The sequence below is a fragment of the Streptomyces sp. Y309 genome (genome assembly GCF_056712025.1).
This window is the reverse complement of sequence record NZ_CM160048.1, coordinates 2629258-2652307: the sequence shown is the minus strand read 5'-3', so window position 1 is coordinate 2652307 and position 23050 is coordinate 2629258. Positions and strand designations below refer to the sequence as shown.

The following is a 23050-nucleotide window of genomic DNA, read 5'->3' as shown; positions in this document are numbered from 1 at the left end:
CGGAACCTCGCCAGGTACAGTGCGGAGATCAGCAGACCGTATGGTGAGGCCCCCGCACGTGTTGACCCAGACCACCACCAGGGTCCTCGATCCGAGTGACCTGGACGCAGCGCTCGCCGTGCTCGACCGCGAGCCGGTCGCGAACGCCTTCGTCACGGCCCGGGTGCGCGTCGCGGGCCTCGACCCGTGGCGGCTCGGCGGCGAGCTGTGGGGCTGGTACGAGGACGGCATGCTCGAGTCCCTCTGCTACGCGGGCGCCAACCTCGTCCCGATCTGCGCCACCCCGCGCGCCGTCCGCGGCTTCGCCGACCGCGCCCGCAGAGCCGGCCGCCGCTGCTCCTCCATCGTCGGCCCCGCCGAGCCGACCGCCCTCCTGTGGCGGCTGCTCGAACCGTCCTGGGGCCCGGCCCGCGAGGTCCGCGGCCAGCAGCCGCTGATGGTCACCGACCGGCTGCCCGACGACATCACGCCCGATCCGTACGTCCGCCGCGTCCGCAAGGACGAGATGGAGACGATCATGCCGGCGTGCGTGGCCATGTTCACCGAGGAGGTCGGCGTCTCGCCGCTGGCCGGCGACGGCGGGCTCCTCTACCAGGCGCGGGTCGCCGAACTCGTCGGCGCCGGGCGCTCCTTCGCCCGCCTCGACGCCGACGGCCGCGTCGTCTTCAAGGCCGAGATCGGCGCCGCCACGGACCGGGCCTGCCAGGTCCAGGGCGTGTGGGTGGCGCCCGAGTACCGGGGGCAGGGGCTCGCCGCCCCCGGCATGGCGGCCGTCCTGCGCTACGCCCTCGCGGACGTCGCGCCGGTCGTCAGCCTGTACGTCAACGACTTCAACACGGCGGCACGGGCCACCTACCGGCGGGTGGGCTTCAAGGAGGTCGGCGCTTTCATGAGCGTCCTGTTCTGACGGGTGCCGCTCCTGTTCCGGCCGCCGCCGCTTCGGCGCGCGTCTTGATCCAGTCCCTCGCGCCCGCCCGCCGCGTCCGCTCCGTACTGCCCGCGACGTGCTCCGAAGTAGGGTTCGCGCATGACTGACGACGTCGTGATCGGGCCGCTCGACCTGGCCGGGCGCGTGGACGACGCGCTGCGCGTGCAGGCCCTCGCCTTCGGGCTCAGCGACGACGAGATCGCCGTGCGCCGCCAGATCGTCCTGCGGCACCTCACCCACCCCGGCGCGCGGGCGCTCGGCGCGACCACCCGCGACGGGCGGCTCGTCGGCTTCGTCTACGGCATGCCCAACGACCGCGGGCACTGGTGGTCCACGGTCGTCGAGCCCTATCTGCGCGGCTGGGGCCTGGACGGCTGGCTCGACGACTCCTTCGTGATCACCGAGCTGCACGTGCGGCCCGGCTACCAGAACCGCGGCATCGGCCGCGCCCTCATCACCACCATCACGGACACCGCGGCCGAGCCCCGCTCGATCCTCTCCGCCATCGACACCGAGAGCCCCGCCCGCGCCCTGTACCGCTCCCTCGGCTACATCGACCTGGCCCGCGGCGTCCTCTTCCCGAGCGCCCCCAAGCCGTACGCCGTGATGGGCGCCCCGCTGCCGCTCAGGCGGCCCGGTGGCTGAATCGATTTCCACGTGCGTGCGTGCCCCGGCTAACCTGCGGCCATCACACTTTCGTAGCAGCAGGGGTTAAAGCCCGTCCGGCGTTTGAGGACGAGGCCGAAGGCCGATGCACGGCACGAGACGCCCCCGTCAGGAAGACGCAGGAGATCACCATGGCCCAGGTCCAGCGCATGTCCCGTTTGATGGTCAAGACACTGCGCGACGACCCGGCGGACGCGGAGACGCTCAACCACAAGCTGCTCGTCCGCGCCGGTTACGTACGCCGCACCGCCGCGGGCATCTGGACCTGGCTGCCGCTCGGCAAGAAGGTCTACGAGAACGTCGCCCGTGTCGTCCGCGAGGAGATGGACGCCATCGGCGGCCAGGAGGTCCTGCTCCCGGCCCTGCTGCCCAAGGAGCCCTACGAGGCCAGTGGGCGCTACGAGGAGTACGGCGACCTGCTGTTCCGCCTGAAGGACCGCAAGGGCTCCGACTACGTCCTCGGCCCCACCCACGAGGAGATCTTCACCCAGGTCGTCAAGGACCAGTGCTCGTCCTACAAGGACCTGCCGGTGATCCTCTACCAGATCCAGACCAAGTACCGCGACGAGGCCCGCCCGCGCGCCGGTGTGCTGCGCGGCCGCGAGTTCCAGATGAAGGACTCGTACTCCTTCGACACCTCCGACGAGGGTCTTGCCGAGGCGTACGCCCTGCACCGCGGCGCCTACCAGCGCATCTTCGAGCGCCTCGGCCTGGACTATCGCATCGTCTCCGCCGTGTCCGGGGCCATGGGCGGCTCGGCGTCCGAGGAGTTCCTGGCGCCGGCGCCCGCGGGCGAGGACACCTTCGTGGACTGCCCGGAGTGCGAGTACGCCGCCAACACCGAGGCCGTGACCTTCGCCCTGAAGCCGGTGTCCGTCGATGATCACTCCGCGGTGGAGGAGCTGGACACCCCCGACACCCCCACCATCGAGACCCTCGCCGAGCACCTGGGCGTCCCGGCCTCCGCCACCCTCAAGAACCTCCTCGTCAAGGTCGACGGCGAGATCGTCGCCGTGGGCGTGCCCGGAGACCGCGAGGTCGACCTCGGCAAGCTCGCCGAGCACCTCGCGCCCGCCACGGTCGAACTGGTCACCGCCGAGGACTTCGTGGGCCGCGACGACCTCGTCCGCGGCTATGTCGGCCCGCAGGGCCTGGAGAAGGTCCGCTACATCGCCGACCCGCGCGTCGCCCCCGGCACCTCCTGGATCACCGGCGCCAACAAGGCCGACACGCACGCGCGCAACGTCGTCTGCGGCCGCGACTTCGAGGTCGACGACTACCTGGACGTCGTCGTGGTCGAGGCCGGCGACCCCTGCCCCGCCTGCGGCGCCGGCCTGAAGCTGGACCGCGCGATCGAGATCGGCCACATCTTCCAGCTCGGCCGCAAGTACGCCGACACCTTCCAGCTCGACGTCCTCGGCCAGAACGGCAAGCCCGTCCGCGTCACCATGGGCTCGTACGGCATCGGGGTCTCCCGCGCCGTCGCCGCCCTGGTGGAGCAGTCCGCCGACGAGCAGGGGCTGTGCTGGCCCGCCGAGGTCGCTCCGGCCGACGTGCACGTCGTCGCCGCGGGCAAGGCCGTGCAGACCGAGCTGGCGCTCGACGTCGCCGAGAAGTTGAACGCCGCGGGTGTGCGGGTGCTCGTCGACGACCGGGCCGGGGTCTCGCCCGGCGTCAAGTTCACCGACGCCGAGCTGATCGGTGTCCCGAAGATCCTCGTCGCGGGGCGGCGCTCCGCCGAAGGGGTCTTGGAGCTCAAGGACCGGCGCACGGGTGCCCGCGAGGAACTCCCGGCAGCGGAAGCAATCGCCCGCCTGTCGGCGTAGGGGACCCGGCTGGGAGCTCCCCAGTCCCGCCCCTTCCCGTACCAGAGGGCTGCCGCCCCCTGGACCCCCGCTGATCGCCGCTTCGCGGCTCGTCCTCAATCGCCGGACGGGCTAAGACTTAGCCGCACAATTTCAGCCCCTCCGGCGTTTGAGGAGCGGGGTCTGGGGCGGAGCCCCAGTTTCGGGAAGGGGCGGGCCTGGGGCGTCCCACGCGGGCCTACAGCCAGCCCGCGAACTCAAGGAGCAGCTCCGCGTCCTGGGGCCGCCCCACGCGCAGGGCCCGTACTCCGGACTCCACGGCCCGGAACAACGTCCACCCCCGCAACCGCTCCTGATCCACCTCCAGCGCCTCGGCAAGCCGCTTCACGCGCCGCCGCGCAACCCCCGCCCCCGACGGCGAAGCGATCAGATCCTCCACCCGGTCCCGCACGAGCCGCGCCAGATCGAAGGCGCACTCACCCACCACCGGATCGGGCCCCACGGCCAGCCACGGCATCCGTTCCCCGGCGAGCACCTTGCTCTGCCGGAACGTCCCGTGCAGCAAGGCCTCCGCCCCCTCGGGCACGGAAGCAAGGAGTTCCTCGCGCGCGGCGAGCGCGGCCGCCACGAGGGGCTCGGCATCCGGGTCGGGGCGGTCCGCCATCGCCTCGGCCTGCCGCCCCGTCCGCTCCGCCACGGTCTCGAAGCGGTGCCCCGCGGGCGGCGGCACCCACAGCCGCCGCAGCGTCCCCGCCGCCTCCAGCATCGACTTGGCCTCGGGCAACGACCGCACGGACACATCGCGCTGCAACCGCTCGATCAGCAGCGCGCCATCGGCGGACGAGCCGGAAGCGTCGCCCTCCGTCGCGTCCAGCAGCCGCGCGGCACCAAGGCCGCCCCAGTGCCCGAGCGCGGCCCGCTCGCTGTCCGGCCGCGACCGCGGCGGCACCAGCTTGAGCACCGCGGGCGTACCCTCCCGCGTCCGCACGAGCACGACGAGGCTGCTGCGCCCGCCGGGCACCTGCACCCGCTCGACCGTCAGCTCCCGCCGCGCCACGGCCTCCTGGGCAAGATCGGGCAGACGGTGCAGCCAGTCGTCGGTGGCGGCGTCGCGCGGCGTCTCGCCGAGCGCACGGACGAGGCGCGGCGGCGGTTCGAAAGCCATGCGCGAGGTGTTCCCTTCCCGGCCGCCCGAAGGCGTTCGTGTCCCTACTGCCCGAAGGCATGCGTACGTACGTGATGGCGTGTTCACGCCTGGGGCGTGTTCACGCCTGGGGCGTGCTCACCCCTGCCGTGGGCCGCGCGGTCACTCCCGCGGCGCCCCGGTCCCCGAGCCGCCGCCGGACCCGGCGGACCGCTCCGCGAGCCCAGGGAAGGCTACGCTCCCGCCGCGCCACCGCGCCGCCCGCACCGCCGCCTCCCGCAGCGACTCGGCCGCCGCCCCGCGCCGCGCCCCGACGGCCGCCCGCACCAGGTCGGAGTAGACCCCGGCGACCCGTTCCTCCAGCTCCGCCGCGAGCCGCACGGCCGCCGCCGAGTCCGGCACCGGGAACGGCAGCGCGTACGCGGCCGCCGAGGGCTCCGGCTCGCCGCCGGCCTCGCGCACCGCGCGCCGCAGCTCGTCCCGGCGCGCGCGATGCGCGTCGTAGGCCGTGCGGGCCTCCGCCCGGCGCGCGTCACCGACCCGGCCGCCCACGACCCCGTAGCCGTACACGGCCGCGTGCTCGGCCCGCAGCGCCGCCTGCAGCGCCTTCAGCTCGTCCTTCGAGTCGTCCGAGCCGCCCTTCGGGTCGTCCTGCGACCCGCGCACGGCGGCGGCCGCGGCCGCCTGAGCCCGTGTGCTCGGTGTCCTCACTTGTCGTCCTCCGTCAGCAGGTAGGCGTGCGCGGCACCCGCCGCCGCGACCGACGCGAACAGCCGGGCGAGTTCGGCGGGCGCGTCGAGGAGTTCCTTGCCGCGCCGCCCGGCCAGCTCCCGCTCGGCCGCCGCCAGGGACCGCAGGGCGCCCTTCGGGTCGTCCGGGACGGAGATGGGAGCGGGCGGCCGGGAAGGTCCGGGGGACTGGGGGGACCGGGGAGACGCCGTCGCGCGGTCCTCGCCGAACGCCTTCTCGTGCCGCGCCACCTCCGCGCGCAGCGGCCGCAGCCGGTCCGCGAGCGGGGCGTGGGCCGCGAGCACGGCGTCGTACTGCCGCAGCAGCCCGGCGCTGTCCCGCGCCGCACGCGCGCGCAGCCTGTCGGCGGCGGACGGGCGTCCGTCGCCGCTGTCGCCGGAGCAGCCGACGAGCAGCGTGGTGCCGGCCGCGCCGGCGGCCCCGGTCAGCAGGCTCCTTCGGCGCGGCCCCGGGCGGGACCACGAAGGGGTGAGATACGACGGCACGGCAGACGTCCTCGGAAAGGTTGGCCGCGAGGGCACGAAGGGCGGGGGCGAGAGGGAGGGCGGGGCACTCGGACGGCGGGCGGGGGTGGGCGCGGGCCCGGTGATCACCGTACCTGCGCCCTGTCCTCGTACGTGCGATCGGCTCGTAACCGGATCGTGCCCGGTCCTGTCCGCGTCGCACCGGGCGTGCGGAGCGGCCCGTGGTGGACGGCAACACCCTCCGGGACCGGATACCCTTTGACCTGACACACGACGATCCCACAACAGCACACGCGGCCGAGGAGTCACCCGGATGAGCACCACCCAGAGCGAGAGGCTGCGAGAACTGCTGGAACCGCTCGTACGCTCCCAGGGCCTGGATCTCGAAGAGATCGCAGTGGACTCGGTCGGGCGCAAGCGTGTGCTGCGCGTGGTCGTAGACTCCGACACCGGCGCCGATCTGGACGCCATCGCCGATGTGAGCCGCGCGCTCTCGGCCGCCCTCGACGAGACGGACGCCATGGGCCAGGGGGAGTACACCCTGGAGGTCGGCACCCCCGGCGCCGAGCGCGCCCTCACCGAGCACCGCCACTACGTGCGCGCCACGGACCGTCTGGTGAAGTTCCAGCTCACCGATGGCGACGAGCTCGTCGCCCGGATCCTGGCCGTGGACGAGGACGGCCTCGACCTCGAAGTGCCCGGAGTGAAGGGCCGCAAGGCCACCGCCCGCAGGCTCGCCTTCGCCGACATCGCCAAGGCGCGGGTCCAGGTCGAGTTCGGTCGTAAGGGCGGCGACGGCGGCAGTGACACCGGCAATGACAACGACAACAAGGACATGAAGGAAGAGGAGGAGGCGTAGCCGTGGACATCGACATGAGTGCCCTGCGGGGTCTGGTACGGGAGAAGGAGATCTCCTTCGACCTGCTGGTCGAGGCGATCGAGTCGGCCCTCCTCATCGCCTACCACCGCACCGAAGGAAGCTTCCGTCGCGCCCGCGTGAAGCTGGACCGCGACAGCGGCCATGTGACGGTGTGGGCGACGGAGGACCCGGCGGACCTCGAAGAGGGCCAGGAGCCCAAGGAGTTCGACGACACCCCGTCCGACTTCGGCCGGATCGCCGCCACCACCGCCAAGCAGGTCATCCTGCAGCGGCTGCGCGACGCCGAGGACGACGCGACCCTCGGCGAGTACGCGGGCCGTGAGGGCGACATCGTCACCGGTGTCGTCCAGCAGGGCCGCGACCCGAAGAACGTCCTGGTCGACATCGGCAAGCTGGAGGCCATCCTGCCGGTGCAGGAGCAGGTGCCGGGCGAGGAGTACCCGCACGGCATGCGCCTTCGCTCGTACGTCGTCCGGGTGGCGAAGGGCGTCCGCGGCCCCTCCGTGACGCTGTCGCGCACGCACCCGAACCTGGTGAAGAAGCTCTTCGCGCTCGAGGTGCCGGAGATCGCCGACGGGTCCGTCGAGATCTCCGCCATCGCCCGCGAGGCCGGGCACCGCACCAAGATCGCGGTCCGCTCGACCCGCTCCGGCCTCAACGCCAAGGGCGCCTGCATCGGCCCGATGGGCAGCCGTGTGCGCAACGTCATGGGCGAGCTCAACGGCGAGAAGATCGACATCGTGGACTGGTCGGACGACCCGGGCGAGATGGTGGCCCACGCGCTGTCCCCGGCCCGCGTCAGCAAGGTCGAGATCGTCGACCTGGCCGCCCGCTCCGCCCGCGTGACCGTGCCCGACTACCAGCTTTCGCTGGCGATCGGCAAGGAGGGCCAGAACGCCCGCCTCGCCGCCCGGCTCACCGGCTGGCGGATCGACATCCGGCCGGACACCGAGCAGCCCGATCAGTCCGAGCATGGCTCTGGAGCCTGATCTCGTACTGATCAAGACAACAACCGTTCGATTTTTGCCCCAAAGGGGTGAGGTCGGTACGGGGAGGTAGACTTAAGCGTGTCTGGCCGGACGCATGCCCGCGCATGCCCTGAGCGCACGTGTGTGGGGTGCCGGGAGCGAGCGGCCAAGAGTGAGCTGCTGCGCATCGTGGCGGTCGAGGGCGTCTGCGTCCCCGACTCAAGCGGTACGCTGCCCGGCCGGGGTGCGTATGTACACCCCGCCCTGGTCTGTCTTGACCTGGCGCTCCGCCGCCGGGCGTTCCCACGGGCCTTCCGGGTCCAGGGGCCGCTCGACACCGCGGCACTGCGCGGGAATGTCGAGGCAGCCGAGACCGTTGCCCAGCAGGCAACACCGTAAAACGTGCCGCACGGAACCCCGTGCGGTCCTGGTACCTCGCGAGTTGGAAGTAGGTCGAGATTGCGATGAGCACTCGATGAGTACGCGATGAGTACGCCCATGAAGTAGCGACGGTCCGGCGTAACCCGGACCTAAAAGGAGCGAAGTGGCTAAGGTCCGGGTATACGAACTCGCCAAGGAGTTCGGCGTGGAGAGCAAGGTCGTCATGGCCAAGCTCCAAGAACTCGGTGAATTCGTACGTTCGGCGTCCTCGACGATCGAGGCGCCGGTAGTACGTAAACTGACTGACGCATTGAATCAGGGCGGTGGCAACGGCAAGTCCGGCGCCGCCAAGCCCGGCGCGCCGCGCAAGCAGGCCGCCCCCAAGCCGGCGACCCCGTCGGCCCCCTCTCCCGCGCAGGCCGCCCGTCCGGGTCCGGCCGCGCCCAAGCCCCCGGCGGCCAAGCCCGCCGCCGCGGCCGACAAGCCCGCGGCCGCTCCGGCCGCCCCCGGCCCGCGTCCGGGTCCCAAGCCGCCGACGCCCAAGCCGGCGCCGGCCGCTCCGGCTGCCCCTGCCGCGCCGGTCACCCCGGCTCCGGCCGCCCCGGAGTTCACCGCTCCGCCGGCCGCGCCGGCTGCCCCGGCCGCCTCCTCGGCGCCGGCGGGCCCCCGTCCGGGCGCTCGCCCGGGTGCCCCGAAGCCCGCGGGCCGTCCGGCCCCCGGCCAGGGCGGTCAGGGTCAGGGCGGTCGTGGCGACCGCGGTGACCGCGGCGACCGTCAGGGTGCTCCGCGCCCCGGCGGCCAGGGTGGCGCCCCGCGTCCGGGCGGCCGTCCGGCCGGTCCGCGTCCGGGTAACAACCCCTTCACCTCTGGTGGCTCCACCGGCATGGCGCGCCCGCAGGCGCCCCGTCCGGGCGGTGCCCCGCGTCCCGGTGGTCCCGGTGGCGCTCCCGGCGGCCCGCGTCCGCAGGGCGGTCAGGGCGGCGGCCAGGGTGGTCCGCGTCCGCAGGGCCAGGGCGGCGCACGTCCGTCCCCGGCCGGCATGCCGCGCCCGCAGGCGCCGCGTCCGGGCGGTGCCCCCGGCGGCAACCGTCCGAACCCGGGCATGATGCCGCAGCGTCCCGCTGCCGGCCCGCGTCCCGGTGGTGGCCCCGGCGGTGGCCGTGGTCCCGGTGGCGGCGGTCGTCCCGGTGGCGGCGGTGGCGGCGGTGGCCGTCCCGGCTTCGCCGGTCGTCCCGGTGGTCCGGGTGGCGGCGGCGGTGGGTTCGCCGGCCGTCCCGGTGGTCCGGGCGGTGGCGGCGGTGCCGGTCGTCCCGGTGGTGGCGGCGGCTTCGGCGGTCGTCCCGGCTTCGGTGGCCGTCCGGGTGGTCCCGGTGGCCGTGGTGGCACGCAGGGCGCCTTCGGCCGTCCCGGCGGTCCCGCGCGTCGCGGTCGCAAGTCGAAGCGGCAGAGGCGCCAGGAGTACGAGGCCATGCAGGCCCCGTCGGTCGGCGGTGTGATGCTGCCTCGCGGCAACGGCGAGACCGTTCGCCTGTCGCGCGGTGCCTCCCTCACTGACTTCGCCGAGAAGATCAACGCCAACCCGGCGTCACTCGTCGCGGTGATGATGAACCTCGGCGAGATGGTCACGGCCACGCAGTCCGTCTCCGACGAGACGCTGCAGCTCCTCGGCGACGAGATGAACTACACGGTTCAGATCGTCAGCCCCGAGGAGGAGGACCGCGAGCTGCTCGAGTCGTTCTCCATCGAGTTCGGTGAGGACGAGGGCGGCGAAGAGGCGCTCATGTCCCGTCCGCCGGTCGTGACCGTCATGGGTCACGTCGACCACGGAAAGACCCGACTCCTCGACGCGATCCGCAAGACCAACGTGGTCGCGGGCGAGGCCGGTGGCATCACCCAGCACATCGGTGCCTACCAGGTCGCGACCGAGGTCAACGGCGAGGACCGCGCGATCACCTTCATCGACACCCCGGGCCACGAGGCGTTCACCGCCATGCGTGCCCGTGGTGCGAAGTCGACCGACATCGCGATCCTCGTGGTGGCGGCCAACGACGGTGTGATGCCCCAGACGATCGAGGCGCTGAACCACGCCAAGGCGGCCGACGTGCCGATCGTGGTCGCGGTCAACAAGATCGACGTCGAGGGCGCGGACCCGACCAAGGTGCGCGGTCAGCTCACCGAGTTCGGCCTGGTGGCCGAGGAGTACGGCGGCGACACGATGTTCGTCGACATCTCCGCCCGCCAGGGCACCAACATCGAGCAGCTGCTCGAGGCCGTCGTCCTCACCGCCGACGCCTCGCTCGACCTGCGGGCCAACCCCGACCAGGACGCGCAGGGCATCGCGATCGAGGCCCACCTGGACAAGGGCCGCGGCGCCGTCGCGACCGTCCTGGTCCAGCGCGGCACGCTGCGCGTCGGTGACACGATGGTCGCCGGCGACGCGTACGGCCGAGTCCGCGCGATGCTCGACGACAAGGGCGAGAACGTGGAAGAGGCGGGTCCGTCGACCCCGGTCCTCGTCCTCGGTCTCACCAACGTCCCGGGCGCGGGCGACAACTTCCTGGTCGTCGACGAGGACCGTACGGCCCGTCAGATCGCCGAGAAGCGTGCCGCCCGTGAGCGCAACGCCGCGTTCGCCAAGCGCGTCCGCCGCGTCTCGCTCGAGGACCTGGACAAGGTGCTCAAGGCCGGCGAGATCCAGCAGCTCAACCTCATCATCAAGGGTGACGCTTCTGGTTCCGTCGAGGCCCTGGAGTCCTCCCTGCTCCAGCTCGACGTGGGCGAGGAGGTCGACATCCGCGTGCTGCACCGCGGCGTGGGTGCGGTCACCGAGTCGGACATCGACCTGGCCATGGGCTCCGACGCCATCGTCATCGGCTTCAACGTCCGCGCGGCCGGACGTGCCGCGCAGATGGCGGAGCGCGAGGGCGTCGACGTCCGCTACTACTCGGTGATCTACCAGGCCATCGAGGAGATCGAGGCGGCCCTCAAGGGCATGCTCAAGCCGGAGTACGAAGAGGTCGAGCTCGGCACGGCGGAGATCCGCGAGGTCTTCCGCTCGTCCAAGCTGGGCAACATCGCGGGTGTGCTCATCCGCTCCGGCGAGGTCAAGCGGAACACCAAGGCCCGGCTGCTGCGCGATGGCAAGGTCATCGCGGAGAACCTCAACATCGAGGGACTGCGTCGCTTCAAGGACGACGTCACCGAGATCCGCGAAGGGTTCGAGGGTGGTATCAACCTCGGCAACTTCAACGACATCAAGGTCGACGACGTCATTGCTACGTACGAGATGCGCGAGAAGCCGCGGGCATAGCGTGAACGGGTCCGGGGGTTGCCCGGGGGTTCTCCCCCTGGGCAACCCCCGGCTTGTATGGGGGCTGCGCCCCCTTTCCCCCGCCTTTTCGGCGCTCCGCGCCTCGTCCTCAAACGCCGGACGGGCTTTTCCCCACCCGCCCGCCCTTTTTCGCCCTTCGGGCGTGATGGGGTGGGTGGGCGGGGAAATCCAGCCCCTCCGGCGTTTGAGGAGCGGGGTCCGGGGCGGAGCCCCGGGTACGGGACGGGTAGGGGCGGCGGGGGCGAAACTCCGTCGAGGGGATCCGGTCCCACGTTGTACGGTTCAGGTGATCCTGCCAACCGTGCGCAGGGCGCGATCCCGCACCGGCGGGTTATCCGGGACACACATGTATGTGGGGACTCTGTCCTTCGACCTGCTCCTCGGCGACGTACATTCGCTGAAGGAGAAACGCTCCCTCGTCCGCCCCATCGTGGCGGAACTCCAGCGGAAGTACGCGGTGAGCGTGGCGGAGGTCGGCCACCAGGACCTGCACCGCAGGAGCGAGATCGGCCTGGCGCTGGTCTCCGGGGACGCGGGGCACATCACGGACGTACTGGACCGGTGCGAACGGCTCGTCGCCGCCCGGCCCGAGGTGGAGCTGCTGTCGGTACGGCGGCGGTTCCACGGCAACGACGACGACTGAACGACTTGAACGATCTGAACGACCAGCGACGAGCAAGGCACAGAAGGAGACGGAGCAGTGGCCGACAACGCGCGGGCGAAGAGGCTGGCGGACCTCATCCGAGAGGTGGTGGCCCAGAAGCTGCAGCGCGGGATCAAGGACCCGCGGCTCGGCTCGCATGTCACCATCACGGACACCCGGGTCACGGGTGACCTGCGGGAGGCGACCGTCTTCTACACGGTCTACGGGGACGACGAGGAGCGCGCGGCCGCGGCCGCGGGCCTGGAGAGCGCCAAGGGAGTGCTCCGCTCCGAGGTCGGCCGCGCGGCGGGCGTGAAGTTCACGCCGACGCTGACGTTCGTGGCGGACGCCCTCCCGGACACCGCCAAGGCCATCGAGGACCTCCTCGACCGGGCGCGCGCCTCGGACGCGAAGGTCCGCGAGGCCTCCGCGGGCGCCGAGTTCGCGGGCGGCGCGGACCCGTACCGCAAGCCGGAAGAGGACGCCGAAGAGGCGGACGACAGCGCCGGCAGCACCGGCGCGGCGGCCGACAAGGACGGCGACGCCTCGTAATGACCAAGCGCAGTACTGGAACGACGCCGGACGGCCTTGTCATCGTCGACAAGCCGTCCGGCTTCACTTCGCACGACGTGGTCGCCAAGATGCGGGGCATCGCGAAGACCCGCCGCGTCGGCCACGCCGGCACCCTCGACCCGATGGCGACGGGCGTCCTCGTCCTCGGCGTCGAGCGCGCCACGAAGCTGCTCGGCCATCTGGCGCTGACCGAGAAGGAGTATCTCGGCACGATCCGCCTCGGCCAGTCCACCGTCACGGACGACGCCGAGGGCGAGATCACGGCGTCCACGGACGCCTCCGGCATCAAGCGCGACGCCATCGACGCGGGCATCGCCGAGCTGTCCGGCGCGATCATGCAGGTCCCGTCGAAGGTCAGCGCGATCAAGATCGACGGCAAGCGTTCGTACGCGCGAGCGCGCCAGGGCGAGGACTTCGAGATCCCCGCCCGCCCGGTGACGGTCTCGTCCTTCCAGGTGTACGACATACGGGACGCGGTCGCCGAGGACGGCACCCCCGTCCTGGACCTGGTCGTGTCCGTCGTCTGCTCCTCGGGTACGTACATCCGGGCCCTGGCCCGCGACCTCGGCGCCGGGCTCGGCGTCGGCGGCCACCTCACGGCGCTGCGCCGCACCCGCGTCGGGCCCTACAAGCTGGATTCCGCGAAGACCCTCGACCAGCTCCAGGAGGAGCTGACGGTGATGCCGGTCGCCGAGGCGGCCGCCGCGGCCTTCCCGCGCTGGGACGTGGACGAGCGGCGGGCGCGGCTGCTCGCCAACGGCGTGCGGATCGAGATGCCGGAGGAGTACGCGGGCGCCGGTCCCGTCGCCGTCTTCGGGCCCGCGGGTGAATTCCTGGTCCTGGCCGAGGAGTTGAAGGGCAAGGCCAAGAGCCTCGCCGTGTTCTCCTGACGCCGGCTCCGCGTTACGTCGGCGTTCCTCTGGCACCGGCTCCGGCCGGTCCCCTTGTTGTGGAGCTCGGCCCCCCTTGTTGTGGAGCGGCGCACCCTCGTCCGCCGCTCCACAGTCCCCCCCTGCGGTCCCCCCTCATGAAGGTGTATCCACCGCCACCCGCCGATTCACCCCTATGGGCAGGCGCTCGGAGTGAACCGAGGGAGCGGAAGGGGGCGCGTTCGGCTCGCGTTCTGTCCGGCTGATCATCTCCGGCCTACGGTCGGAAGTACGGGGCGCGGCTGGGAGGTTCGAGCATGGCGGGACGGGGCCCGCGGGTACGGGGCGGCGGGGAGCGGGCCCGGGGCCGGAGTGACCGGATCCACCGGAGCGAACACCGGGGTGCTCCGCGCAGCGAGTGGACGGTGGGCCAGGACGCGTGGCGGGAGCCCGAGTGGTCCCTGGTGCGGATCTGCGACCTGGCAGGCCGCCCGCGCGGCCACGGCTTCGCCGCCGACGAGCACGGCACCGTGATCACCAGCCACGAGGCGGTCGACGGCCTCGCCAGGATAGTGCTGCACGCGCCGGGCGAGCGCACCTGCGTCGTCACCGACGACGCCGTCACCGCGCTGCCGGAGTGCGACCTCGCCCTCGTCCGCACCGAAGGCCTCGGTCTGCGCCCCCTGCCCGTGACCGTGCGCGACACGGTCGCCGTGGGTTCGTACGTACGCATCGCCGCGGGCGGCTGGCGGCAGGCCCGGGTACTCGACTCGGCCGCCGTGACGTACACCGCGACGGACCGCTTCCACCTGCTCGACGCCGCCATGGAGCTGGCCATCGGCACCGACGGCGCGGACGCGCTGCGGCTCGGCGGCGGCGCCGCGGGCGGGCCCGTCGTCGACGCCGCCTCCGGCGCCGTCCTCGCCGTCCTGGCCACCGCCCTGCAGGCCCCGCACCGTGCCGCCGGATTCGCCGTGCCGCTGCGGGCCGCGGCCGCCGCCGACCCCGGCGGGCCGCTCGCCGTCCTCCTCGCCCACAACGCGGCCACCGTGCCCGGCTACGGCCGCGATCTGAACCTCGCGGGCGCGCTGCACCTCACGGCCACCTCGACCGGCTCCGACGGCCCGCGCCCGACCCGCCCCGAACCGGTCGAACGGCCCACCACGGAAAGGGAGTTCACGCAGTTCACCGCCGCCGGACCGGCCCGCGTGCTCGGCCTCGTCGGCGACCCCGGCACCGGCCGCACGACCGAACTCGCCGCGCTCGCCGGACGCCGCGCCCGGGGCGCCGAACCCGCCCCCACCGTGTGGCTGCGCGGCGCCGACCTGCGGGACGAGGACACCTCCGTGGCCGACGCGGTGGGCCGCGCCCTGGAGCGGGCCGGCCGCATCCTCGCCGCGTCGGACGCGGTGACGGGCGGCGACGACGGGCTCGGGGACATCTCGGCGGGCCGCGTCGCCCGGCTCGTGCGGGACGCGGGCCGGCCCCTGCTGCTCCTGCTCGACGGCCCCGAGGAGATGCCGCCCGTGCTCGCGCACCGCCTCGCCGAGTGGAGCACCGGGACGGCAGGCTGGCTGCGGGACACCGGGACACGGCTCGTCGTGGCCTGCCGCGCGGAGTACTGGGAGCAGGCCGGCACGCACTTCCCCGGGGACCTGCTGCACACCCCGGGCATCGGCGAGCGACCCGACGAATGCCTGCGCGCGCAGCTCCCCGGCTGCCTGCGCCTCGGCGAGCTGCCCGAGCCGCAGGCGCGGCGGGCGCGGGAGCGGTTCGGCATCGAGGACGGTGTCCTCTCCGACGCCGACGCCCGCCATCCGCTGACGCTGCGGTTGCTCTCGGAGGTGGCCGCGGCGCTGCCGGGCGAACCCGTCGGCCGGCCCTCCCGCGCGGACGTGTTCGCCGCCTACCTCGACCTGCTCGCCCTGCGCGTCGCCGTCCGCCTCGCCGCCGACAGCGGGCTGCGCGGGACCGCCGTGCGGCGGCTCGCGGCGAAGGTGTCGGGGCAGGTGCACGAGGCGGCCCGGCGGTGCCTGGGCCCCGGGCAGGGACAGCTCGACCGGGCCTCCTTCGAGGAGGTGTTCCCCTGGGGAGCCCTGCCGGGCAAGGGGTTCGACGGCTGCACCGGCTGGGCGTCCGCGGTGCTCACCGAGGGCCTCCTCGTCCCGGCCGGCGCCGGATACCGCTTCGCCCACGAAGAGGTCGCCGACTGGATCCAGGGCCTCCACCTGGACGTGGACGGCGCCCTGACGTCCCTGGTCCTGCGGTACGCCGAGCCGGACGCCCTGTCGCCCGCGGCGCGGTCACTGCCGGTCCCACGCCACCGCGTCGGACCGGTGCTGCAGGCCCTGCTGCAGCTGGAACGGCAACGGGGGGCCAGCGAACTCGCTGGCCGGTTGGGGGAGTTGGCGCGGGCGCTGGAGGTGCTCGGCCGCCTTGGGGGGCGCGGGTCGGGGCCGGACGGCTCGGGTGGCGTCTCGGGGGGTTCCGGTGCGGGCCCGGAGGGGGTGGCTGTTCGGTCGGGGGCGGAGGTGTCGGGCTGTGGCCTGGTGGGGGATGTGGGGGCAGAGGCAGGGGTTGGGGGCCTCGGCGGCGACTTGGAGGAGGTCGGGCCCGGGCTCGGTGAGTTTGGGGACGCGTGGTGGTGGGCTCGGCATTTGTTGCGGGAGGTGTTGCTTCGGGTGGGTGATGCCACTCCGTACGTCGACGTGCTTCAACAGGTCGCCGCCCAGGGGCAGTTCGGGCCCGAGTTCTGGTTCGCGCTGCGGCTGCCGGAGGCCGCACGGTTCGAGCTGCTGCGGGCCGTCGTGGTGCACGACGGCCCGCCCGGCACCGGGCGCCGCTGCCTGGACGCCGTCGCGGAGCGGCTCGCCGCCGACCCCGCCGCCGTACAGCACCACCTCACCCGCTGGTTCGCCGACGAGAGTCCGCTGCGTGCCGCCCCCGAGGCGACCGTCGCCTCCGCCGCCCAGGCCCTCCTCCACACCCACCGGCACCGCGCAGTCGACGACCTCACCGAAGCCCTCGTCGACTGCGCCAATCCGCGCGCCGACGAACTGCTCGGCGCGCTCGCCGAGGACGAGCCGTCCGCGCTCTGCCGCGCCGTCGACCGCTGGGCCCACGACGCCCGCCCCGCCCGCCGCGTCGCCGCCGCCGCGCACGCCCCGCGCGCCGCCCGGCACGCCACCGGCGACGCCGACCGCGAACTCCTGCGGTACGCGGCCGAGGCCCTCCTCGCCCGCCCCGCCGACGACGCCCTGCACGGCAACGCCCTCGCCCTCCTCGTCCGCGAGCCCCGCACCCGCGCCCGCCACCTGACGCGGGCCCTCGAACACTTCGCGGCCGGCGACCCCGGCCTGCCCGCGAGCGCCCTCGCCGCAGCCCTGACCACCCACCCCGAGACGGTGCTCGCCGCCTTCCGCTCCCGCCTGCGCACCCGGAGCACCGGCACCGCCGAGGTCCTGCGCGGCCTCCCGGACGTGCCGACGCCCGACCTCGCGCGGCGCGTGGCGGAGCTCGTACAGGAGCGGGCGGAGCAGTGCCCGCGGGCCGCGGCCGACGCGGCGGCGTATGCGGATCTGCGCCTCGAACAGGGGCCGGGCGTGCGCGCCGAGCTGTTCCCGCTGGTCGCGAGGCTGCTGCGGAGCCGCAGCGCGGACGTGCGGGCCGCGCTCGCGCCCGTGCTCACCGCACCCGGCACCCCCGTGTCGCGCCCGCTGCGGACCGAACTGCTCGACCTGATGCTCGCGGGCGAGCGGGAGCCCGCCGTCTTCGAGGCCGTGCTGCGCGCGGTCGGCGGCCGGGGCGGCGGCGCCGAGCGCGACCGCGAGCTGGTGCGCCGCACCGCGCTGCTGCTCGGCCGCACCCCGGAGGGCGCGACCCGCTCCGACCGCACCCTGGTCGACCTGGCGCGGCGTGTGCCCGGCTTCGCCCGGCGCCTCACCGGCTGGCTCCGCGAGGCCCCGCAGGACTGGGCCGCGCTCGTCGGCCCGAGCGCCCGGCGCACGATCGAGCAGCTCACCGGGGCGGTGCCCGTGTCGGCGTGAGCTCCGCCACCCCGGCCGATGCGGGCGACATTCTGTCGGCATGGCAGTCTTAGACCTGCGCAATCGGCAACGGGACGTACAGACGTACGGGCGTACGGATACATTCACGGGTTCGGCGAGGAGCGAAAACAGTGCAGCGCTGGCGTGGCTTGGAGGACATCCCCCAGGACTGGGGGCGCAGCGTCGTCACCATTGGTTCCTACGACGGCGTGCACCGCGGTCACCAGCTCATCATCGGCCGCGCGGTGGCCCACGCCCGAGAGCTGGGCGTGCCCGCCGTGGTCGTCACCTTCGACCCGCACCCGAGCGAGGTCGTGCGGCCCGGCAGCCACCCGCCGCTGCTCGCCCCGCACCACCGGCGCGCCGAACTGATGGCGGACCTCGGCGTGGACGCCGTCCTCGTGCTGCCCTTCACGACCGAGTTCTCGAAGCTGTCGCCCGCCGACTTCGTGGTCAAGGTCCTGGTCGACAAGCTGCACGCCAAGGCGGTCGTCGAGGGCCCCAACTTCCGCTTCGGCCACCGCGCCGCGGGCAACGTCGAGGTCCTCGCCGAACTCGGCCGGACCTACGACTACGAGGTCGAGGTCATCGACCTCTACGTGAGCGGCACGGCGGGCGGCGGCCTGCCCTTCTCGTCCACGCTCACCCGCCGCCTCGTCGCCGAGGGCGACGTCGCGGGCGCCAACGAGATCCTGGGCCGCCCGCACCGCGTGGAGGGCGTCGTCGTCCGCGGCGCCCAGCGCGGCCGCGAGCTGGGCTTCCCCACGGCCAACGTGGAGACCCTGCCGCACACCGCGATCCCCGCCGACGGCGTCTACGCCGGCTGGCTGCACGCGAACGGCGAGGCGATGCCCGCGGCGATCTCCGTCGGCACGAACCCCCAGTTCGACGGCACCGAGCGCACCGTCGAGGCCTACGCGATCGACCGCGTCGGCCTCGACCTGTACGGCCTGCACGTCGCCGTGGACTTCCTCGCCTTCGTGCGCGGCCAGGCGAAGTTCGACTCGATCGACGAACTCTTGGTCGCGATCGCGGACGACGTGAAGAAGTCGCGGGAGCTGGTCGAGGCGGCCGACAGCCGGTGAATTTCAGCCCGTCGAGGGGGTCCCTCCCTGCTCTTTAAGAGCTTGGGGGAGTTTGAGGACGAGCCCGAAGGGCGATCAGCGGCGCGCCGACCGCAAGGTCAACCCCGAACGGCCGCCCAGTGACAGGCAACCTGCGTCCCCCCAGCGCCGGACAGCACCGGCAAGTCCTTCGTACGGCAGTCCTGCGCCACCCCGGCGCGCTCCGCCTCGCCGCTCGCGAGGATCTGACACCGCGCGTGGAACCGGCAGCCGGACGGCACCCGGGACGGGTCCGGCGGCTCCCCGGTGAGCACCACCGGGTCCCCCGGCGCCTCGGGCAGGACGGACAACAGCGCCTGGGTGTACGGATGCTGAGGTGCCGTGAGGACGTCCTCGACCGCCCCGGTCTCCACGATGCGGCCCAGGTACATCACCGCGACGCGGTCCGCGATGTTCCAGGCAAGACCCAGGTCGTGGGTCACGACGAGGGCGGACAGGCCGAGTTCCTCGCGCAGCCGCAACAGCAGCGCGAGGATCTCCCCCCGCACGGACGCGTCCAGCGAGGCCACCGGCTCGTCCGCGACGATCAGCTCCGGCTCGAGCACCAGCGCGCCCGCGATGACCACCCGCTGGCGCTGCCCGCCGGACAGCTCGTGCGGGTAGCGCAGGAAGAACCGCTCCGGCGGCCGCAGTCCGGCCCGGGACAGCGCCTCGCCGACGGCCGCCCGCTCGTCACCCCCGTACCCATGGATGCGCAGCCCCTCGGCCACGGCCTCGTACACCGTGTGCCGCGGGTTGAGCGAGCCGCTCGGGTCCTGGAGCACGAGCTGGACGCGCTTGCGGTAGGCCTTCAGGGCGCGGCTGCGGTACTCCAGCGGCTTGCCGTCGAAGGCGACCCGGCCGGAGGTGGGCGCGACGAGCCCGAGCAGGGAGCGCGCGAGCGTGGTCTTGCCGCAGCCGGACTCGCCGACGAGCGCGACGATCTCGCCGCGCCGGATGTCGAGGTCCACGCCGTCCACCGCGCGCGCCGGGTCGGCGCCCCGGCGCCCGGGGAAGGTGATGTGCAGGTCGGAGGCCGTGAGCAGCGGCGCGGAGTCCGCCGGCGGCTTCGCCGGTTCGAGGGTCGTCTCGGTGGTCATGCGCTTCTCCTCGGGGCCGGGGGACCGGGTCGGCGGATCACGGTGTACGCCGGGTGGTGCGCGGCGCGGGCCGGGCGCCGGTCGGCGTACGCGGGGCACGCCACTCCGCGCACACCCGGACGCGGCCGGGTGCCTGCGGCGGCGCGGACAGCCGCACGCGGCGGCCGGGCGCCCGTCACGACGCGCCCTCCACCGACGACGCCGACGCCGACGGCTCCGGCACCTGCGCGCCCACATGGACGCACGCCGCCCGGTGCACCGGCCCCGCCGCCCGCAGCGACTGGTCCTCCGTCGCGCACGCGTCGAGGGCCACCGGACAGCGGGGGTGGAACGTGCAGCCGGACGGCAGCGCCGAGGGGTCCGGCGGATCGCCGGGAAGCCCGCGCGGCGCGAACCGCGAGGACGGGTCCCCGATGCGCGGGAACGCGGCCGACAGCGCCTTGCCGTACGGGTGATGAGCCCGCTCGTACACGTCCTGAGCCGGACCCTCCTCGACGACCCGGCCCGCGTACATCACCGCGAGCCGGTCGCAGGTGTCGGACAGGACCGCCAGGTCGTGGCTGATCATGATCAGGCCGAGGTCCTGCTCGGCCACGAGCTGCTCGATGAGGCGCAGGATCTGCGCCTGGATCATGACGTCGAGGGCGGTCGTCGGCTCGTCGGCGATGATCAGGCGCGGATCGCAGGCGAGGGCCATCGCGATCATCACGCGCTGCCGCTGCCCGCCGGAGAGCTCGTGGGGATAGGCGTCCGCGCGGGCGCCCGGCAGACCCACGTGTTCGAGCAGCTCACGGGCCTTCTTCTTGGCGCCCGCGGGGGTCGCCTTCTTGTGCAGCAGGATGGGCTCGGCGATCTGGTCGCCGATGCGGTGCACCGCGTTCAGGGAGTGCATCGCGCCCTGGAACACGATGGACGCGCCCGCCCAACGGACCGCGCGCACCCGCCCCCACTTCATGGCGAGCACGTCCTCGCCGTCCAGCAGGATCTCGCCGGTCACCTTCGTCCCGGCGGGCAGCAGCCGCAGCAGCGCCAGGGCCAGCGTGGACTTCCCGCAGCCCGACTCGCCGGCCACGCCCAGCTTCTGCCCGGCGTCCACGGCGAGGTCGACACCGCGGACGGCGGCGGCCCCGGAGGCGTACGTCACGTGCAGATTCCGTACGTCGAGCAGGCGCCCCGCGGCCTCGGGTGCGGTGGTGGTCGTCACGGTCGTCTCGGTGGTCAACGGGACACTCCCAGCCTGGGGTTGAGCACGGACTCCACGGCCCGCCCGCACAGCGTGAACGCGAGCGCGACCACGGCGATCGCGATGCCGGGCGGCGCCAGGTACCACCAGTCGCCCGCGCTGACCGCGCCCGCCTCGCGGGCGTCCTGGAGGAGGCCGCCCCAGGACACGACCGTCGGGTCGCCGAGACCGAGGAAGGCCAGCGTCGCCTCGGTGAGGATCGCGCTGGAGATGACGAGCGTGGTCTGCGCGAGGACCAGCGGCATGACGTTCGGCAGCACGTGCCGGGCCATGATGTGGCCGTGGCCGCCGCCGAGCGCCTGCGCCCGCTCGATGTACGGGCGGGACTCCACGGCGAGGGTCTGCGCGCGCACCAGGCGGGCCGTCGTCGGCCACGTCGTCACGCCGATCGCCAGGATGATCGTCCAGATGGAACGGTCCATCACCGACGCCAGCGCGATCGCGAGGACCAGCGTCGGCATCACCAGGAACCAGTCGGTGACCCGCATGATGACGGTCGCGTACCAGCCCCTGAAGTGGCCCGCCGTGATCCCCACGACCGTGCCGATGGCCACGGACAGGAACGCCGCGAGCAGCCCGACGGTCAGGGAGATCCGCGCGCCCCACACCAGCAGCGCGAGCAGATCGCGCCCGAACTGGTCGGTGCCAAGCGGGAATTCGCCGCTCGGCGACTGCATGGCCTCGCCCGGCGCCTCCGTCACGCTCTGCGCGTCGGCGCCGACGAGCAGCGGCGCGAACACCGCGGCCAGGGTGATGAGGACCAGCGCGGCGAGCCCGAAGAGCCCGGCCCGGTGCGTGCGGTACTCCCGCCAGAAGCGGGCCGCGGAGTGCCGCCTGCGCGTCCAGGCGAGGGCGCGCGGGCTCCTCGCCTCCTTCGGGGGCTGTGTCTTTTGCGTCTCTTGTGTCTCTTGCGTCTCTCGCGTGCCCTCCGGCTCCTGCGGCGCGGGAACGGAGGCTGTCTCGGACGTCATCGGCCCACCCTGGGATCGAGCAGCGGATAGATCACGTCGGCAACCGTGTTCATCAGGATCACCGCCGTCGCGAAGACGAAGAACAGGCCCTGCACCAGCGGCAGGTCCGGCACGCTCAGCGCCTGGTAGAAGAGCCCGCCGAGCCCCGGCCAGGAGAAGACGGTCTCGACGAGGATCGCGCCCGCGACCACCGTTCCGAGATTCACGAACATCAGCGTCACCGTCGGAAGCAGCGCGTTCGGCACGGCGTGCCGCCGCCGCACCAGGTCGTCCCGCAGTCCCTTGGCCCGGGCCGTCGTCAGATAGTCGCTGCCCATCTCGTCGAGGAGGGACGACCGCATGACGAGCAGCGTCTGCGCGTACCCCACGGCCACGAGCGTCAGCACCGGCAGGACCATGTGGTGGGCCACGTCGACGACGTACGCGAAGCCGCTCTCGTCCCCGCTCTCCATGCCGCCCGTCGGGAACATCCCGGGCAGCGGCCCCACCCCCACGGAGAAGGTGATGATGAGCAGCAGCCCGAGCCAGAACGACGGCACCGAGTACAGGGTCAGCGCGAGCCCGGTGTGGAAGCGGTCGCCGATGCGGCCGTTGCGCCAGGCCGTGCGCGTGCCCAGCCAGATACCGATGAGCGTATAGAGGACGTACGCCGTGCCGGTGAGCCACAGCGTCGGGCCGATCGCTTCCGTGATCTTGTCCATGACGGGCGTGTGGAACTGGTACGAGGTGCCGAAGTCCCCCGTCAGGACGTTGCCGCAGTAGTCCGTGAACTGCTGCCACACCGGGTCGTCCAGGCCGAACTCCGCGCGCATGGCGTCGAGTTGCTCGCTCGACACGCGGCGCCCGCCCGTCATCTGCTTCACCGGGTCGCCCGGGATCAGCCGGAACAGGAAGAAGCTCGTGACGAGCACGGCGAACATCGAGACGAGCGCGCCGCCGAGCTTGCCCGCGACGTACTGGAGATAGGCGGTCGTGTTGCGCGCCCGGGGGCCGCGGCCCCGCGGACCGGCCTGGTCGGCCGGTCCGCCGGGAGCCGCGCCCTTGCGTTCGGCTTCGGCTTCGGCGGCGAGGATCGCTGCCGGATTGCTGTCTGCCGGGGTCATGCGTGACTCACGGTCTTGTGGGGCGCCCCCGGGTGGGGCGTCCGCGGGCGGGGCGTCCTCTGATGGGTCATCCGCTGGTGTT

The 23050-nt window shown here is 73.3% G+C and carries 19 protein-coding genes; 12 read left to right on the top strand and 7 right to left on the bottom strand.

The features are described from left to right. Positions 1-58 precede the first annotated feature (58 nt). The 3 genes from AC0KTA_RS09825 to AC0KTA_RS09815 all read left to right on the top strand — a co-directional run bounded on the left by AC0KTA_RS09825 (position 59) and on the right by AC0KTA_RS09815 (position 3420). A complete protein-coding gene (locus AC0KTA_RS09825) occupies positions 59-907 on the top strand; it encodes a GNAT family N-acetyltransferase (protein WP_481054736.1) in 849 nt (282 codons plus the stop codon). Positions 908-1027: 120 nt separating this feature from the next. Further along, a complete protein-coding gene (locus AC0KTA_RS09820) occupies positions 1028-1573 on the top strand; it encodes a GNAT family N-acetyltransferase (protein ID WP_481054735.1) in 546 nt (181 codons plus the stop codon). Positions 1574-1725: 152 nt separating this feature from the next. Beyond that, positions 1726-3420, top strand: a complete 1695-nt coding sequence (locus AC0KTA_RS09815; RefSeq protein WP_481054734.1) for a proline--tRNA ligase — start codon at positions 1726-1728, stop codon at positions 3418-3420. A 217-nt stretch (positions 3421-3637) separates the two neighbouring features. On the opposite strand, the gene AC0KTA_RS09810 is transcribed toward AC0KTA_RS09815, so the two are convergent. The 3 genes from AC0KTA_RS09810 to AC0KTA_RS09800 form a co-directional block, all read right to left on the bottom strand. Further along, on the bottom strand, positions 3638-4564 hold the full coding sequence (locus AC0KTA_RS09810) for an aminoglycoside phosphotransferase family protein (RefSeq protein WP_481054733.1): 927 nt from the start codon (positions 4562-4564) through the stop codon (positions 3638-3640). 141 nt (positions 4565-4705) lie between these two features. Further along, positions 4706-5209: a ferritin-like domain-containing protein gene (locus AC0KTA_RS09805; protein ID WP_481056370.1), complete on the bottom strand. Its 504-nt coding sequence runs from the start codon at positions 5207-5209 to the stop codon at positions 4706-4708. Between the two features lie 41 nt (positions 5210-5250). After that, positions 5251-5778, bottom strand: coding sequence for a hypothetical protein (locus AC0KTA_RS09800; protein ID WP_481054732.1), 528 nt, complete (start codon positions 5776-5778; stop codon positions 5251-5253). A 292-nt stretch (positions 5779-6070) separates the two neighbouring features. Here AC0KTA_RS09800 and rimP point away from each other — a divergent pair, with 292 nt between their 5' ends. From rimP to AC0KTA_RS09755, 9 genes are all read left to right on the top strand, one after another. Then, complete coding sequence (gene rimP / locus AC0KTA_RS09795; protein WP_481054731.1) at positions 6071-6616, top strand: ribosome maturation factor RimP; 546 nt, start codon at positions 6071-6073, stop codon at positions 6614-6616. A 2-nt stretch (positions 6617-6618) separates the two neighbouring features. Then, positions 6619-7626: a transcription termination factor NusA gene (gene nusA, locus AC0KTA_RS09790; RefSeq protein WP_481054730.1), complete on the top strand. Its 1008-nt coding sequence runs from the start codon at positions 6619-6621 to the stop codon at positions 7624-7626. Positions 7627-7704: 78 nt separating this feature from the next. After that, positions 7705-8004 (top strand): YlxR family protein, encoded by a 300-nt coding sequence (locus AC0KTA_RS09785; protein WP_481054729.1) that lies wholly within the window; start codon positions 7705-7707, stop codon positions 8002-8004. Between the two features lie 145 nt (positions 8005-8149). Continuing rightward, complete coding sequence (infB, locus tag AC0KTA_RS09780; protein ID WP_481054728.1) at positions 8150-11296, top strand: translation initiation factor IF-2; 3147 nt, start codon at positions 8150-8152, stop codon at positions 11294-11296. Between the two features lie 367 nt (positions 11297-11663). Continuing rightward, on the top strand, positions 11664-11960 hold the full coding sequence (locus AC0KTA_RS09775) for a DUF503 domain-containing protein (protein WP_481054727.1): 297 nt from the start codon (positions 11664-11666) through the stop codon (positions 11958-11960). Positions 11961-12017: 57 nt separating this feature from the next. Then, positions 12018-12512 carry a 30S ribosome-binding factor RbfA gene (gene rbfA, locus AC0KTA_RS09770; protein WP_481054726.1) on the top strand — a complete coding sequence of 165 codons (495 nt, stop codon included), beginning with the start codon at positions 12018-12020 and terminating at the stop codon, positions 12510-12512. Beyond that, positions 12512-13423: a tRNA pseudouridine(55) synthase TruB gene (truB, locus tag AC0KTA_RS09765; RefSeq protein ID WP_481054725.1), complete on the top strand. Its 912-nt coding sequence runs from the start codon at positions 12512-12514 to the stop codon at positions 13421-13423. The genes rbfA and truB overlap by 1 nt, the downstream gene beginning before the upstream one ends. A 296-nt stretch (positions 13424-13719) precedes the next feature. Beyond that, a complete protein-coding gene (locus AC0KTA_RS09760) occupies positions 13720-17448 on the top strand; it encodes a serine protease (RefSeq protein ID WP_481054724.1) in 3729 nt (1242 codons plus the stop codon). A 131-nt stretch (positions 17449-17579) separates the two neighbouring features. Further along, on the top strand, positions 17580-18533 hold the full coding sequence (locus AC0KTA_RS09755; protein ID WP_481054723.1) for a bifunctional riboflavin kinase/FAD synthetase: 954 nt from the start codon (positions 17580-17582) through the stop codon (positions 18531-18533). Between the two features lie 98 nt (positions 18534-18631). Here AC0KTA_RS09755 and AC0KTA_RS09750 read toward each other — a convergent pair whose 3' ends face one another. From AC0KTA_RS09750 to AC0KTA_RS09735, 4 genes are all read right to left on the bottom strand, one after another. Continuing rightward, complete coding sequence (locus tag AC0KTA_RS09750; protein WP_481054722.1) at positions 18632-19651, bottom strand: ABC transporter ATP-binding protein; 1020 nt, start codon at positions 19649-19651, stop codon at positions 18632-18634. Between the two features lie 175 nt (positions 19652-19826). Then, positions 19827-20873 carry an ABC transporter ATP-binding protein gene (locus tag AC0KTA_RS09745; RefSeq protein WP_481054721.1) on the bottom strand — a complete coding sequence of 349 codons (1047 nt, stop codon included), beginning with the start codon at positions 20871-20873 and terminating at the stop codon, positions 19827-19829. Next, positions 20870-21865, bottom strand: a complete 996-nt coding sequence (locus AC0KTA_RS09740) for an ABC transporter permease (RefSeq protein ID WP_481054720.1) — start codon at positions 21863-21865, stop codon at positions 20870-20872. Before AC0KTA_RS09740 ends, AC0KTA_RS09745 begins: the two co-directional genes overlap by 4 nt. After that, the gene (locus tag AC0KTA_RS09735; RefSeq protein ID WP_481054719.1) at positions 21862-22968 is read right to left on the bottom strand and encodes an ABC transporter permease; all 1107 of its coding nucleotides are present in this window, start codon (positions 22966-22968) and stop codon (positions 21862-21864) included. The genes AC0KTA_RS09740 and AC0KTA_RS09735 overlap by 4 nt, the downstream gene beginning before the upstream one ends. Between the last annotated feature and the right edge of the window lie 82 nt (positions 22969-23050).

Bases quoted from the DNA above. Each gene is read 5' to 3' on its own strand.
- AC0KTA_RS09775 (WP_481054727.1), top strand. From the start codon at position 11,664: ATGTATGTGGGGACTCTGTCCTTCGACCTGCTCCTCGGCGACGTACAT.
- AC0KTA_RS09750 (WP_481054722.1), bottom strand. From the start codon at position 19,651: ATGACCACCGAGACGACCCTCGAACCGGCGAAGCCGCCGGCGGACTCC.
- rimP (WP_481054731.1), top strand. From the start codon at position 6,071: ATGAGCACCACCCAGAGCGAGAGGCTGCGAGAACTGCTGGAACCGCTC.
- AC0KTA_RS09740 (WP_481054720.1), bottom strand. From the start codon at position 21,865: ATGACGTCCGAGACAGCCTCCGTTCCCGCGCCGCAGGAGCCGGAGGGC.
- AC0KTA_RS09735 (WP_481054719.1), bottom strand. From the start codon at position 22,968: ATGACCCCGGCAGACAGCAATCCGGCAGCGATCCTCGCCGCCGAAGCC.
- AC0KTA_RS09820 (WP_481054735.1), top strand. From the start codon at position 1,028: ATGACTGACGACGTCGTGATCGGGCCGCTCGACCTGGCCGGGCGCGTG.
- AC0KTA_RS09760 (WP_481054724.1), top strand. From the start codon at position 13,720: ATGGCGGGACGGGGCCCGCGGGTACGGGGCGGCGGGGAGCGGGCCCGG.
- AC0KTA_RS09810 (WP_481054733.1), bottom strand. From the start codon at position 4,564: ATGGCTTTCGAACCGCCGCCGCGCCTCGTCCGTGCGCTCGGCGAGACG.
- truB (WP_481054725.1), top strand. From the start codon at position 12,512: ATGACCAAGCGCAGTACTGGAACGACGCCGGACGGCCTTGTCATCGTC.
- AC0KTA_RS09815 (WP_481054734.1), top strand. From the start codon at position 1,726: ATGGCCCAGGTCCAGCGCATGTCCCGTTTGATGGTCAAGACACTGCGC.